We start from the raw sequence: 14,823 nt of genomic DNA, 5'->3' as shown, positions 1-14,823 counted from the left end.
GCGGCTGTATGGAGGAATATCTTGTTGAAGTCAATAGCCGAAAAAAATAATAGACTTATTTAATAATAGAAAAATTTCCATGGAAATAAAGGTAGGTGGTAATGTGGGAAAAGTGATTGCAATAGCAAACCAAAAAGGCGGTGTGGGTAAGACTACCACTACTGTTAATCTTGGAGCTTGCTTAGCTTACATAGGAAAAAAAGTATTATTGGTAGATATTGATCCACAAGGAAATGCGACAAGTGGTGTGGGAATTGAAAAAGCTGATGTTAGTCAATGTATATATGATGTATTGGTTGATGATGTGGAAGCCAGTCATGCAGTAAGACCGACAGCCGTTGATAATCTTTATTCCATCCCGGCCACCATTCAGCTTGCAGGAGCGGAAATTGAGTTGGTTCCAACGATTTCAAGGGAAGTTCGCTTAAAAAGGGCGCTCGAAAAGGTAATCGATGAATTTGATTATATTCTTATTGATTGCCCTCCTTCACTAGGTTTACTGACGCTTAATGCATTGACCGCTGCTGACTCTGTCCTTATTCCGGTTCAATGTGAGTATTATGCTTTAGAGGGACTGAGTCAGCTATTGAATACGGTCCGTTTAGTACAGAAGCATTTAAATAATGATTTGAGGGTAGAAGGTGTCCTGTTAACCATGCTTGATGCTCGGACTAATCTGGGGATTCAAGTCATTGATGAAGTCAAAAAGTATTTTCAAGACAAGGTGTATAAAACCATCATTCCTAGAAATGTACGCCTAAGTGAAGCACCAAGTCATGGCGAACCAATTATAATCTATGATTCTAAATCTCGCGGTGCTGAAGTGTATTTAGATTTGGCAAAGGAAGTGGTTAAGAATGGCTAAAGGTCTTGGTAAAGGATTAGGCAAAGGTCTTGGTAAAGGGCTCGATGCCTTATTACCAAAAGTAGAAAAGGATGAACAAGAAGAAGTCATTGAAGAAATTAATATTAACGATTGTAAACCCAACCCTTATCAGCCACGGAAAGTCTTTGATGCAGAAGCCATTGAAGAATTGAAACAATCTATCATCGAGCATGGAATTTTGCAGCCTATTATTGTGAGAAAAACAATAAAGGGCTATGAAATTGTTGTAGGTGAAAGACGATATCGAGCGGCAAAGGCAGCAAATCTGACAAAGATACCGGTTGTTGTCAGGAAACTGACAGAGCAGCAAATGATGGAGTTTGCCGTTCTTGAAAATCTTCAGCGGGAAGACTTGACTCCAATCGAAGAGGCGGCAGCTTATCAATTATTAATTGAAAAATTAAACATTACACAAGAAGAATTAGCAAAGAGACTTGGAAAAAGCAGACCGCATATTGCAAATCATATCCGTCTTTTGTCTCTCCCGCCGAAAATTCAAGAACTTATTACAGAAGGTCAAATCTCGATGGGACATGGACGTGCGCTCTTGGGACTTCGTAAAAAGGAAGCAATTCCAAGTATTGTTGAAAAAGTGTTAAAGGATGGATTAAATGTTCGACAATTAGAGCAGCTAATCCAGCAGTTAAATGACCCTGTTCCACGTGAAACAAAGAAGCCTGTACAAGAGAAAGATATTTTTATAAAAGCACAGGAAACAAATTTGCGTGAAAGATTTGGCACAACGGTTCATATTAAGCAAACAAAAAATAAAGATAAAGGGAAAATAGAGATCGAATTTTTCTCGAACGAAGACTTGGAACGAATATTGGAAATGCTAGAGTCTAGATAGGTCATGTAAACCATCAAACTTGGATGGTTTATTTTTTTGAAATGGATAGAATAAATGAAAGAATATAGACAGGGGGTATCCCTCCCTTCTTCTTATGAGGTGAAAGTGATGTTTATATTAGGGACGGCCGTGAATAGTCTCTTAATTATTTTTGGGTCCATTATTGGCAAGTTCCTCAATCGGATTCCCGAACAAATGAAAATGACTATTATGTATGCTATAGGACTTGCTGTTGTGGTTTTGGGAATTCAAATGGGGTTTAAAAGTGAAAACTTCTTGATTGTTATTTTGAGTCTGGCGTTTGGTACGATGATAGGTGAAATGTTAAGACTCGAGGATAAGCTGAATAATTTGGGAATCTGGCTGGAAAATAAATTGGGTCCCAAAGCACAGGGCAGCATTGCACAGGGCTTTGTTACAGCTACCCTAATTTTTGTTATTGGTGCTATGGCCATCCTTGGAGCGTTGGACAGCGGGATTCGTGGTGATCACTCGGTTCTGTATACAAAGGGAATTCTTGATGGAATTACTGCGTTTATCTTAACTACTACATTAGGGATTGGTGTGATCTTTTCAGCAATTCCAGTCTTCTTATATCAAGGACTTATTGCTTTATTTGCTACTCAAATTGACCGTATAGTCCCTGCTGCCTTAATGGACCAGTTTATCGTTGAGATGACGGCGACAGGTGGAATTATGATTATTGCCATCGGTTTGAATGTGACAGGATTAACAAAAATAAGGGTAGCCAATCTATTACCCGGAATTCTTGTCACAACAGTTATTGTTACAGGAATGTATTTTATTTCTTAATAAAGTGTCAGGCACCACAAAAGGACAAACTGAAGCAAAATGTCTTTTTGCGGTGCCTGACACCATAAGATATATTTAGTTTGTTTGTTCTTGGTTATGGTCTATGGTCCATTTTAGTTTAGAAAAGGAGTATTTTGGTTCATAGTACTTGCTTGTATGATAAATGCCGTCAGCAATGGTTTTGGCCATTTCCATCACAAGATGAAGTCTTGTATTTTGCAAAACAAAATACTCCATGAATCCACTTACATTGACTATGCCTGTAATATGGATATCTCCGACGGCTGGGAGATCTTTATTGACTCCTGAACCGGGCTTGACTGGTCCACTTCCTATTTGGATGACACCCACACTTTTGAGTCTTCCTAAGCAGGCATCAATACCGATAATAAATGGATTTATATGCTTTGTTTTAATTTCTGTTAATTTCTCAGATAAATTTAAGGCGTGAATTGGGTTTGCTAATGTTCCATATACGTGAAAGGATTGAGGTGTTTTTTCTTGGAGTAAGGTGCCGATTAGCGGTCCTAAGGAGTCGCCTGTTGAACGGTCTGTTCCGATGCAGACAAAGACGATGGGACGATTACTTAATGATGCGGGCATTCTTGCGAATAATTCCTTTGCCACCTTATCTACAGCATCTTCTTCATGATGGTTCACTCTGACTTCTTCATTTTTTATTTTATTAAAAAGGCTCGATTTATAATTCAACATGTACTCTCCCCCCTATTTAAAAGCTGGTAAATGGATTGGGACTCTTTACAAAGGAATCTATTAAAGAACTGACTATTGTAAATATTGAAGAGACCTTTATAAATCCTTTTCATAAACAGTTTTCTATTAGTATACGGATACTTATCAATATCTATACATATCTTTGATGATTTAATTTTTCATGAGGGAATAGTAAAAACTTTATAATGTAAAACCGCTTGATAAAGAAAGTGAAAACATTCTTCTTCAAAGTGAAATCGATAGTTGTTAAAATGATGTTTTAGAAATAGAAATACAAAAAAATATTTAGGGTGAGAAGATGAATTATTTTACAAAAATCATACGAAATATTTCGGAAAAGTTGTCAAATGAGGAAATTTGGTTAAGCATTGGTGAAGGTTGTTTGAAGATATTAGGTATTATTATTTTTAGCATGCTTATTGTTCGGCTTGGAAAACTTGCCATTCAAAACATCTTTGCTGCCAGAAGGCATTCGCCGCTAAGAATTTCTGAACGCCGGGAAGCAACACTTTTAAAGCTATTACAAAATGTTTTGACGTATGTTATCTACTTCATTGCGATATTAATGATTCTTTCAACCCTTACCATCGATGTTGGAGCTCTGTTAGCAGGAGCCGGAATTGTTGGGTTAGCGGTCGGGTTTGGAGCACAAAGCCTTGTAAAGGATATTATTACAGGATTTTTTATCATTTTTGAAGATCAATTTTCCGTCGGTGACCATGTACGAATTGGCCAGTTCGAAGGAACGGTTGAAGAAATCGGTTTACGGACGACAAAAATTAAACAGTGGACAGGAGAACTTCATATTTTACCGAATGGAAGTATTATTGAAGTAACTAATTTTTCCCTCCACAATAGTATTGCGGTTGTTGACATCAACGTTTCTTATGAAGAAGATATAAAAAGAGTAGAGCAAGTCATTAAAGATTTACTTGTTACACTAAGGGATAAATATGAAGATATTGTATCAGAGCCTCAATTGTTGGGTGTTCAGAGTATGGGTGCTTCAGAAGTGATGCTGCGGGTTACGGCTGAAACAGCTCCCATGAAGCATTTTCCCATTGCCAGAGAATTGAGAAAGGAAATTAAGCTTTGTTTGGATAAAAACGGAATTGAAATCCCGTATCCAAGGCTTGTCATGTATTCTAGGCAGGAACATGAAGCGGCCTATAAAAAAGGAGTATAGCGGAATAGGAGGTATTGGAATGGAAACAAAAGAATTTGGTTTGAATGATATTGTAGAAATGAAAAAGGCCCATCCGTGTGGAACGAACCGCTGGAAAATTATCAGATTAGGGATGGATATCCGCATCAAATGTGAAGGCTGCTCACATAGTGTTATGATTCCAAGAAAAGAGTTTACCCGTAAAATGAAAAAAATACTCGTAAAACATGAGGAAGAACTTGAATAATCATTTGCTCTTTTTGGAGATGTCTAGCTCCAGGCGCCATCGGCTCTTTGGTCTACAGCCAAGCCGTCAAGAAGGTTAAAGAACAACCTTCTTGACGGCTCGTCTTATGCTTGAGGCCCGCAGGATGCGGGCCATGCAGACGTTGCCGCAGGATGTGGCGCTTTTAGTCTGCGTTCCTCATAAGCAGGCACCTTGCGCATTTCGTAATAAATCACTATAATTGTTTGAGGTTTGTATTCGTTTTACTTGGTAAAAATGAAATAATTTTTACTTGAAAATAGAGGTTGTATTGACTTTTGCTACTATATCTTGAGGAGTGACGAGGATGGCTTTAACAGCTGGAATTGTAGGATTACCGAATGTCGGGAAGTCTACTTTATTTAATGCAATAACCCAGGCAGGCGCTGAGTCTGCCAATTATCCATTTTGTACAATTGATCCGAACGTGGGAGTTGTAGAGGTACCTGATGATCGTCTGAATAAACTAACGGAATTGGTTCAGCCGAAAAAAACGGTACCGACAACATTTGAATTTACTGACATTGCCGGGATTGTAAAAGGAGCAAGTAAAGGTGAAGGATTAGGAAACAAATTCTTATCTCATATTCGTGAAGTAGACGCTATCTGTCAGGTTGTCCGCTGCTTTGAGGATGAAAATATTACGCATGTTTCAGGAAAAGTCAATCCAATTGACGATATTGAAGTAATTAATCTTGAGTTGATTTTAGCGGATCTTGAATCAGTTGAAAAACGTATCGGTCGTGTTGAAAAATTAGCGAAACAAAAAGACAAAGATGCTGTTGTTGAGTTTGATGCTTTACAAAAACTGAAAGAAGCCTTTGAGGCAGACAAGCCGGCAAGAACAGTTGAATTTACAGAAGAAGAGCAGAAATATGTAAAGGCTCTTCATCTTCTTACAATTAAGCCAGTTCTATATGTGGCCAATGTGAGTGAAGATGATGTAGCAGACCCATCTGGCAATCCTTATGTGCAAATGGTTAAAGAGTTTGCAGCAAAAGAAGATGCAGAAGTAATCGTTATTTGTGCCAAGATTGAGGAAGAAATTTCTGAGCTTGAAGGAGAAGAGAAAGAAATGTTCCTTTCAGAGCTTGGAATTGCTGAATCAGGTCTTGACCAATTGATTAGAGCGGCATATAGCTTATTAGGATTAGCTACTTATTTTACAGCTGGTGTACAAGAAGTACGTGCATGGACGTTCCGTACCGGCATGAAGGCGCCGCAATGTGCAGGCGTTATCCACTCCGACTTTGAAAAAGGATTTATCCGTGCTGAAACAGTATCATATGAGGATCTGTTAGCAGCTGGAAATATGGTGGCTGCAAAAGAAGCTGGTAAAGTTCGTCTTGAAGGTAAGGAATATGTAGTAAAAGACGGAGATGTCATGCACTTCCGTTTCAATGTATAATCAATAAACCTAAGGTGTCAGGCGCCACAAAAAGACAAAGTACGTATATTTGTCCATCTGTGGTGCCTGACACCTTTATTATTTTTAATTCGACATTGCTTTTCATTTATCGCTATGCTATAATTTCATTCTGTGAGTAATGAATAATTGCTCCTTGCCCAATATGGGCCGCTTAGACCAAAAGGAGGTGAACGTGATGAGAAAGTACGAAGTTATGTACATCATCCGCCCAAATATTGAAGATGAAGCTAAAAAGGCTCTTGTAGAGCGTTTTAATGGTATCTTAACTGATAATGGCGCGGAAATTACAGAAGCTAAAGATTGGGGTAAACGCCGTCTTGCATATGAAATCAATGATTTCCGCGATGGTTATTACCAGCTAATCAATGTTAATGCTGAGCCAGCTGCAGTTGAAGAATTCAGCCGTCTAGCTAAAATCAGTGAAGACATCATTCGTCATATTGTTGTTAAAAACGAAAAGTAATTTTAATATAAATTTGCAAAACTTGTATTACAGGAAACAAATAGCTGTTGGAAGGAGTTGATTCTGATGATCAATCGTGTTATTCTTGTTGGTCGTCTAACAAAGGACCCTGAACTGCGTTATACGCCAAGCGGTGTAGCTGTTGCAACTTTCACTTTGGCTGTGAATCGTACATTTTCAAATCAACAAGGTGAGCGGGAAGCAGACTTTATTAATTGCGTAGTTTGGCGTAAACAGGCTGAAAACGTGGCAAACTTCTTGAAAAAAGGAAGTCTTGCTGGCGTGGATGGTCGTATCCAAACACGAAATTACGAAGGACAAGATGGCAAACGCGTTTACGTTACGGAGATTGTTGCTGAAGGTGTACAATTCTTAGAACCCAAAGGCAGTTCTGGCGGCGGCGGTGGCAGAGGCGACTTTGGCAATGCCGGCTTCGGCGGCGGTCCTCAGGATTACGGTTACGGAAACAACAATCAGAATCAGCAGCGTCAACAGCCAAACAGACCAAACAATCAAGGCTATACCCGTTTGGATGAGGATCCATTTGCTCAGGACGGTCAAATTGATATTTCTGATGATGATCTTCCATTCTAATACGAAAGCCTTTGAACGGAATAAAATATTTGTAAAGGAGTGAATGAACTATGGCAATGGGTGGACGCAGAGGCGGACGTGCAAAACGTCGTAAAGTTTGCTATTTCACAGCAAATGGTATCACTCACATCGACTATAAAGATGTAGATTTATTGAAAAAATTCATCTCTGAACGCGGTAAAATTTTACCTCGTCGTGTGACTGGTACAAGCGCTAAATACCAACGTAAATTAACAACTGCTATTAAACGTTCTCGTACAATGGCATTATTACCATACGTATCTGGCGAATAATTAACAGATTGATAAAAATGAAAGGACATCTTGAATGGTGTCCTTTTTATTTTGTTCATAAGATTGTTGAGCCTATTGTGCTTCATGAGTAGGATGGTTGAACATCAAGAAGATAGTCGATAAAATGAAGTAATAAGGAAAAATGAACATAATCCTCAGTAAGGGGTGTAAAATTGAAAAATGTACATAAGCTGACAGAGGGTGCTATTTTATTAGCTGCATATGCTGTTATGTTACTTATCACGATTTATGTGCCGATTTTAGGAGCGGTTGTTAACTTATTCCTATCCCTCCCATTTATTATGTTTGCAGCAAAGCATAACCGGCAGTCTGCCGTTGTTTTTATGGTTGCCGCTACGCTTTTGTCGTTGATTGTTGGTACTTTCTTTGCTATTCCATTGACGCTTGCCTATGGATTAACAGGAATTGTTATGGGTGACTTTGTCCGTAACCAAAAAGGAAGAGCTGCTGTGTTTTTATCGGGTTCCATCACCTTCCTTTTGACCCTGGTCATTCAATACGCGGTTGCAGTTGCCTTTTTTAAAATGGATTTTATCAGACAGAGTATTGATTTAGTTCGAGAATCTGTTGATCAATCAATGAATATGCTAGAGAGTCTTGGTCAGGGACCGAATGGAGCTCTAATTGAACAATTAAATGCAGGAATTGACCTGCTTCAGTCTCTTGTGCCAAGTATGTTTGTTATGATTTCCTTGGCGACGGTATTTCTTATCCAGTTAGTCAGTTTTCCTATTCTAAAAAGGTTCGGGGTGAAAATTGGCGAATGGCAATCATTTAGAGAGCTTATGCTTCCAAGAAGCCTTATGTATTATTTTCTAGTTGCTCTGCTTGCTTCTTTATTTATTCAAGCGGAAGATGGGGGCTATTTCCATTTAGCTTTAACAAATATCCTGTTTATACTACAATTATTATTGGTAATTCAGGGACTTTCCTTTATATGGTTCTATAGTCACTTAAAAGGGTGGCCAAAGGTTCTGCCAATCATCATAACCATCTTAGTATTCATTATGCCGTTTCTTCTTTATATTGTGTGGATTTTAGGTATAATTGATTTAGGATTTGATTTAAGGAAAAGGATATTAAGATAACTAAACACTACTGTTCAGGAGCTGAAATCATGCCTTTAAACTTAAAAAAGCGATCCATTCGTTATCTTTTAATTGGATTGATGGGTGTAACAGTGGTGCTTCTAGGGTTCACAGCATACTATAATTGGCTGATAAGTGCTGCCGGATTTGTCCTGGTTGCTCCCCTCTTTTTTTTCATCATACTTTATGATGAACGGGAAAAGAAAGAAATAGAAGAATATATTTCAACCCTTTCTTATCGTGTCAAAAAGGTCGGAGAAGAAGCACTAATGGAGATGCCGATTGGAATTATGCTGATTAATGATGATTATTATATTGAATGGACAAATCCATTTATTTCATCCTGCTTTTCTGAGGATACACTAATAGGAAGATCATTATACGATGTAGCAGAATCGGTAGTACCTTTAATAAAGCAGGAAGTAGAGACGGAGATTATAACTCTTCACAATCGAAAATTCCGAGTCATACATAAGCGTGATGAAAAGCTTCTCTACTTCTTAGATGTTACCGAGCAGGCTGAAATTGAAAAGCTTTATGAGGAGGAACGAACAGTTATTGCTGTGATATTCCTTGATAACTATGATGATGTGACACAAGGAATGGATGACCCTACGAGAAGCAATCTCAATAACTTAGTCACCTCTATTTTAAATCGTTGGGCACAGGAAAACGGTCTGTTTATTAAGAGAGTATCATCTGACCGTTATATAGCAGTCTTTAATGAATCCATTTTACAGGACCTTGAAAAAGAGAAATTTACGATATTGGATGATGTGCGTGATTCTACAGCGAAGCAAAATGTTGGCTTGACATTAAGCATCGGGGTAGGAACAGGTGTCTCTTCCCTGCCAGAGCTCGGTGCCCTTGCGCAATCCAGCCTTGACCTTGCACTTGGGAGAGGCGGTGACCAGGTTGCCATTAAACAATCAAACGGCAAGGTTAAATTTTTCGGCGGTAAGTCCAATCCAGTTGAAAAAAGGACTAGAGTTCGAGCCCGCGTTATTTCCCATGCTCTAAAGGAATTGGTCATAGAGAGTGAAAAGGTTATTATCATGGGACATAAATATCCTGATATGGATGCAATTGGCGCTTCTATTGGTATATTAAAGGTTGCACAGATGAATCAGCGTGAAGGCTATGTTGTTGTTAACTTTAATGAAATTGATACCGGTGTCAGAAGACTGATGGAGGAAATTCAAAAGAATGAGGGATTGTTTTCTCGGTTTATTACACCTGAGCAGGCATTGGAAATTGCAACTGAAGATACCCTTCTAGTTATTGTTGATACGCATAAGCCGTCATTGGTAATAGAGGAAAGACTATTAACTAAGATTGATCATACCGTGGTCATCGATCACCATCGCCGCGGTGAAGAATTTATCAGCCATCCGCTGCTTGTGTATATGGAACCTTATGCATCATCAACATCTGAACTGGTAACGGAATTACTTGAATATCAGCCGAAGAATAGTAAAATTGAAATGCTGGAGGCTACTGCTTTGTTGGCAGGAATCATTGTTGATACGAAAAGTTTCACATTAAGAACTGGTTCAAGAACCTTTGACGCTGCCTCCTATTTGCGGGCTCACGGGGCAGACACCGTCTTAGTTCAGCGTTTCTTAAAGGAAGATATCGATACGTATGTAAGAAGAGCCAAGCTAATTGAGTCGGTCTCTTATTACCACGATGGGATTGTCATTGCTGCGGGCAAGGAAGATGAAGTATATAATCAAGTGTTACTCGCTCAAACAGCGGATACTTTGTTATCAATGGATGGAGTGAAAGCATCCTTTGTACTTTCCAAGCGCTCAGAAAATATGATTGGTATTAGCGCCCGTTCTTTAGGGGATATCAATGTCCAAATCATTATGGAGGCTCTGAACGGAGGAGGCCATCTAACTAATGCCGCAACCCAATTAACTGGGGTTTCAGTTGAAGAGGCCCAGCAGAGTCTTAAGGATGCAATTGATGAATATTTTGAAGGGAGAACAAAAGAATGAAAGTCATTTTTCTAAAAGATGTTAAAGGTAAAGGTAAAAAAGGTGAAGTGAAAAATGTAGCTGACGGCTATGCACACAACTTTCTATTAAAACAAGGTTTGGCTGTAGAAGCAAATTCAGCAAATATCAGCAACTTAAATGCGCAAAAGAAAAAGGAAGAAAAAGTAGCTGCAGAAGAGCTTGAAGAAGCAAAACGATTAAAAACAAAGGTTGATGAAATTACAGTCGAACTGACTGCAAAATCTGGGGATGGAGGCCGCTTATTTGGCTCTATCACAAGCAAGCAAATTGCAGAAGAGTTACAGAAAAAGCACGGGATTAAAATTGATAAGCGTAAAATTGAACTTGAAGATGCTATACGTTCATTAGGTTATACAAAGGTGCCTGTAAAACTTCATACGGAGGTAACAGCTACTTTAAATGTTCATGTGAAAGAAGCATAATAGCAGATTAAGCGCATTCAGCTAATTATACTTATTTTGGAAGTTCCATTCTATTAAAAACATGTTACAATATAAAAGTGTCAGGGATGTGATCAGTCTTCTGGTCACATTCTCTAAATAACGAAGTTTTTCACAGGCTCCCTTTAGCTGCTATGGAAGCAAATCACGATTGATTATGTCTTTGGTGATGTGCGTGATTAGTTATAAATAAGGGTGCTTTTTTATATTCTAATTAATGTTAAAATGATTAATAATAATAGATTACGATAATAGATGTTTTATATAGATTGAGTATACTATTTATATAGTATTAAATAAGAGGGCGAATGCTCTCCGATAATGTCTAGTTCGAGCGTTTAGCTTTTAGTCTACGTACAACTATGGCAGGCGCTTATACTTTTCGAATGGGGGTTAATGAATGAGTGAAATAATGGCGGATCGTCTTCCTCCTCAAAATTTGGAGGCTGAGCAAGCAGTTTTAGGGGCTATTTTTCTTGAGCCGTCATCACTTACGTTGGCATCCGAGATCTTGATTCCGGAGGATTTTTACCGCGGCGCCCATCAGCGGATTTTTGATGCAATGCTTTCATTAAATGACAAGGGCGAAGCTGTCGATTTAATTACCGTTACAGAAGAGCTTGCTGCAAAGAAACTACTTGAGGATGTCGGCGGAATCAGCTATTTAAGTGAATTAGCTGGTTCTGTTCCGACTGCAGCAAATATTGAATATTATGCGAAAATTGTTGGAGAAAAGTCCATTTTACGCAGATTGATTCGTACGGCAACAAATATTGCCCAGGAAGGCTATACACGTGAAGATGAAGTAGATGTTTTGCTAAGTGAAGCGGAGAAGGATATTTTAGCTGTTTCACAAAGAAAAAATTCAGGTGCCTTTCACGATATTAAGGATGTCTTAGTTCGTACCTACGACAATATTGAGCAGATGCATAATAGTGCCGGCGAAATTACCGGTATCGCTACTGGGTTCACAGAGCTTGATAAAATGACAGCAGGCTTTCAGCGAAACGACTTAATTATTGTTGGGGCCCGTCCTTCTGTTGGTAAGACAGCCTTCGCGTTAAATATTTCTCAGAGTGTTGCAACAAAAACAGGTGAAAATGTTGCTATCTTCAGTTTGGAGATGGGTGCGGAACAGCTTGTTATGCGTTTGCTTTGTGCTGAGGGGAATATAGATGCCCAGAGATTAAGAACAGGACAATTGACTGATGAAGACTGGGGTAAGCTGACGATGGCCATGGGAAGTCTTTCGAATGCAGGGATTTTCATTGATGATACACCGGGAGTTAGGGTGCAGGACATTCGTGCAAAATGCCGTCGTCTAAAGCAGGAGCATGGACTTGGAATGATCCTGATTGACTACCTGCAGTTAATTTTAGGAAGCGGCCGTTCCGGCGAGAACCGTCAGCAAGAGGTATCGGAAATTTCCCGTTCTTTAAAGGGGCTTGCCCGTGAACTGCAGGTGCCTGTTATTGCTCTTTCTCAGCTTTCGCGTGGTGTTGAGCAGCGTCAGGATAAGCGTCCGATGATGTCAGATATCCGTGAATCAGGAAGTATTGAGCAGGATGCCGATATCGTTGCGTTTTTGTACCGTGATGATTATTATGATAAAGAATCAGAGAATAAGAATATTATTGAAATCATTATTGCCAAGCAGCGTAATGGCCCAACAGGGACAGTCTCTCTTGCCTTTGTAAAAGAGTATAATAAGTTTGTCAATTTGGAGCGGCGATTTGATGATTCTGCTGTTCCGCCCGGCGCATAACAATAAATTTCAATTTAAAAAAGATCTGTATGGCATGCTGGTGCCTTCAGGTCTTTTTTATATTCTTCGTCTTTATTAATCTATTTAACTGAAAACTATAAGTATCAGATTTTACGAACATATTATTAAATTTTATCTAAATCGTTCGGTTTTTGTTGATTTTGGGAAAATACATTGGTAAACTTATGTTGTTTGATAAATATACCATTTTTTGTCTTATATCCTCGGGAAGGTTATTGGTTTTACTGTAACCCGTGCATCGAGGCAAGACACTGCACTAGGTAGCAAACGTATACTTATTTATACTAAAAAATAATGATCGTAACCTTTGGAGGTGCTTCTTTCATGTCATCAGTAGTAGTTGTTGGTACGCAATGGGGAGACGAAGGAAAAGGAAAAATAACTGACTTCCTGTCAGAAAATGCAGAAGTTATTGCTCGTTACCAAGGCGGTAATAATGCTGGGCATACAATCAAATTTAATGGTGAAACGTACAAGCTTCATTTAATTCCATCAGGAATTTTTTACAAAGAGAAAATTAGTGTTATCGGAAATGGAATGGTTGTAGATCCAAAAGCATTAATTCAGGAATTGGCTTACTTACATGATAAAGATGTATCTACTGATAATCTGCGTATAAGTAACCGTGCCCATGTGATTTTACCTTATCATATCCGCTTGGATGAGGTGGAAGAGGAACGCAAAGGTGCGAATAAGATTGGCACAACAAAAAAGGGAATTGGGCCTGCGTACATGGATAAAGCCGCTAGAACAGGAATCCGGATTGCTGACCTTTTAGACCGTGAAGTATTTGAAGAAAAACTTGCACATAATTTAAAAGAAAAAAACCGTATGTTAGAGAAATTTTATGAAACAGAAGGTTTTAAAATTGAAGATATCTTAGATGAGTATTATGAATATGGCCAGCAGATTAAACAATATGTATGTGATACATCTGTTGTGTTAAATGATGCATTGGATGAAGGCCGCCGTGTATTGTTTGAAGGTGCACAGGGTGTTATGTTAGACATTGACCAAGGTACATATCCATTTGTCACTTCTTCAAATCCGGTTGCAGGCGGAGTAACGATTGGTTCTGGTGTGGGCCCATCAAAAATTACACATGTAGTTGGTGTATGTAAAGCTTATACTAGCCGTGTAGGTGATGGTCCCTTCCCTACTGAATTAAATAATGAAATCGGTAATCAGATTCGTGAAGTAGGAAGAGAGTATGGAACAACAACAGGCCGTCCGCGCCGCGTAGGCTGGTTTGACAGCGTGGTTGTCCGTCATGCCCGCCGTGTCAGCGGATTGACTGACCTATCTCTTAACTCCATCGACGTATTGTCTGGAATAGAGACGTTGAAAATTTGTGTGGCTTATCGTTATAAAGGGGAAGTTATTGAAGAGTTTCCTGCAAGTCTCAAGGTGCTTGAAGCATGCGAGCCTGTATATGAAGAACTACCAGGCTGGAAAGAGGATATTACAGGTTGCCGTTCACTTGACGAACTTCCAGAAAATGCCCGTCATTATGTAGAGCGAGTATCTCAATTAACAGGGATTCCGCTTACAACATTCTCTGTAGGGCCTGATCGTACACAAACAAATGTAATTCGTAGCCCTTGGCGCCAAGCTTAATAAGGAAAAGCGGAAGTCCACTAGATGCTAGGCGCTGGAGCTAGACAGATATACAGTTGGACATTTATAGAGAAGAGAAGCTATGGGCTTCTCTTCTCTATTTTATAAAAAAGATAAAAAAATGATTGCATTGTTCTATTTATCTATGATATTATAGGAAGCGTCGTTAAGAAAGAAAACAATAATCAGTATGAGCCATTAGCTCAGTCGGTAGAGCATCTGACTTTTAATCAGAGGGTCGAAGGTTCGAGTCCTTCATGGCTCACCATTGTGGCCCGTTGGTCAAGCGGTTAAGACACCGCCCTTTCACGGCGGTAACACGGGTTCGAATCCCGTACGGGTCATTTAGAAAGC

At 39.1% G+C, this 14,823-nt stretch carries 15 protein-coding genes and 2 tRNA genes; 16 read left to right on the top strand and 1 reads right to left on the bottom strand.

Going from position 1 to position 14,823, the window contains the following annotated elements; genetic code table 11:
- Positions 1-103: 103 nt before the first annotated feature.
- From F4V44_RS23940 to F4V44_RS23930, 3 genes are all read left to right on the top strand, one after another.
- On the top strand, positions 104-865 hold the full coding sequence (locus F4V44_RS23940; RefSeq protein WP_150442522.1) for a ParA family protein: 762 nt from the start codon (positions 104-106) through the stop codon (positions 863-865).
- Complete coding sequence (locus tag F4V44_RS23935; RefSeq protein ID WP_150442521.1) at positions 858-1,736, top strand: ParB/RepB/Spo0J family partition protein; 879 nt, start codon at positions 858-860, stop codon at positions 1,734-1,736. The genes F4V44_RS23940 and F4V44_RS23935 overlap by 8 nt, the downstream gene beginning before the upstream one ends.
- Positions 1,737-1,844: 108 nt before the next feature.
- Positions 1,845-2,549 (top strand): DUF554 domain-containing protein, encoded by a 705-nt coding sequence (locus F4V44_RS23930; RefSeq protein ID WP_150442520.1) that lies wholly within the window; start codon positions 1,845-1,847, stop codon positions 2,547-2,549.
- Positions 2,550-2,624: 75 nt separating this feature from the next.
- On the opposite strand, the gene yyaC is transcribed toward F4V44_RS23930, so the two are convergent.
- Positions 2,625-3,260 carry a spore protease YyaC gene (gene yyaC, locus F4V44_RS23925; protein WP_150442544.1) on the bottom strand — a complete coding sequence of 212 codons (636 nt, stop codon included), beginning with the start codon at positions 3,258-3,260 and terminating at the stop codon, positions 2,625-2,627.
- Between the two features lie 322 nt (positions 3,261-3,582).
- Here yyaC and F4V44_RS23920 point away from each other — a divergent pair, with 322 nt between their 5' ends.
- The 13 genes from F4V44_RS23920 (at position 3,583) to F4V44_RS23860 (ending at position 14,813) form a co-directional block, all read left to right on the top strand.
- Positions 3,583-4,470 (top strand): mechanosensitive ion channel family protein, encoded by an 888-nt coding sequence (locus tag F4V44_RS23920; RefSeq protein ID WP_150442519.1) that lies wholly within the window; start codon positions 3,583-3,585, stop codon positions 4,468-4,470.
- 19 nt (positions 4,471-4,489) lie between these two features.
- Complete coding sequence (locus F4V44_RS23915; protein WP_150442518.1) at positions 4,490-4,696, top strand: DUF951 domain-containing protein; 207 nt, start codon at positions 4,490-4,492, stop codon at positions 4,694-4,696.
- A gap of 325 nt (positions 4,697-5,021) precedes the next feature.
- Positions 5,022-6,122 carry a redox-regulated ATPase YchF gene (gene ychF, locus F4V44_RS23910; protein ID WP_150442517.1) on the top strand — a complete coding sequence of 367 codons (1,101 nt, stop codon included), beginning with the start codon at positions 5,022-5,024 and terminating at the stop codon, positions 6,120-6,122.
- Between the two features lie 196 nt (positions 6,123-6,318).
- Entirely contained in the window at positions 6,319-6,606 is a 288-nt protein-coding gene (gene rpsF / locus F4V44_RS23905) for a 30S ribosomal protein S6 (RefSeq protein ID WP_150442516.1), read from the top strand.
- Positions 6,607-6,672: 66 nt separating this feature from the next.
- Positions 6,673-7,200 carry a single-stranded DNA-binding protein gene (ssb, locus tag F4V44_RS23900; RefSeq protein ID WP_150442515.1) on the top strand — a complete coding sequence of 176 codons (528 nt, stop codon included), beginning with the start codon at positions 6,673-6,675 and terminating at the stop codon, positions 7,198-7,200.
- Positions 7,201-7,256: 56 nt separating this feature from the next.
- Positions 7,257-7,493, top strand: a complete 237-nt coding sequence (gene rpsR / locus F4V44_RS23895) for a 30S ribosomal protein S18 (protein ID WP_150442543.1) — start codon at positions 7,257-7,259, stop codon at positions 7,491-7,493.
- A 173-nt stretch (positions 7,494-7,666) separates the two neighbouring features.
- Positions 7,667-8,602 (top strand): YybS family protein, encoded by a 936-nt coding sequence (locus F4V44_RS23890; protein ID WP_150442514.1) that lies wholly within the window; start codon positions 7,667-7,669, stop codon positions 8,600-8,602.
- 29 nt (positions 8,603-8,631) lie between these two features.
- Entirely contained in the window at positions 8,632-10,605 is a 1,974-nt protein-coding gene (locus tag F4V44_RS23885) for a DHH family phosphoesterase (protein ID WP_150442513.1), read from the top strand.
- Positions 10,602-11,048 carry a 50S ribosomal protein L9 gene (gene rplI, locus F4V44_RS23880; protein ID WP_150442512.1) on the top strand — a complete coding sequence of 149 codons (447 nt, stop codon included), beginning with the start codon at positions 10,602-10,604 and terminating at the stop codon, positions 11,046-11,048. Before F4V44_RS23885 ends, rplI begins: the two co-directional genes overlap by 4 nt.
- Positions 11,049-11,466: 418 nt before the next feature.
- A complete protein-coding gene (gene dnaB / locus F4V44_RS23875) occupies positions 11,467-12,831 on the top strand; it encodes a replicative DNA helicase (RefSeq protein WP_150442511.1) in 1,365 nt (454 codons plus the stop codon).
- A 345-nt stretch (positions 12,832-13,176) separates the two neighbouring features.
- Positions 13,177-14,469: an adenylosuccinate synthase gene (locus F4V44_RS23870; protein WP_150442510.1), complete on the top strand. Its 1,293-nt coding sequence runs from the start codon at positions 13,177-13,179 to the stop codon at positions 14,467-14,469.
- A 192-nt stretch (positions 14,470-14,661) separates the two neighbouring features.
- Positions 14,662-14,737 (top strand) — tRNA-Lys (locus F4V44_RS23865).
- Positions 14,738-14,741: 4 nt separating this feature from the next.
- A tRNA-Glu gene (locus tag F4V44_RS23860) sits at positions 14,742-14,813 on the top strand.
- Positions 14,814-14,823: the final 10 nt, after the last annotated feature.

This window comes from Niallia endozanthoxylica (assembly GCF_008710145.1).
GTDB lineage: Bacteria > Bacillota > Bacilli > Bacillales > Cytobacillaceae > Bacillus_BD > Bacillus_BD endozanthoxylica.
This window is presented reverse-complemented; position numbering and strand designations above follow the sequence as displayed.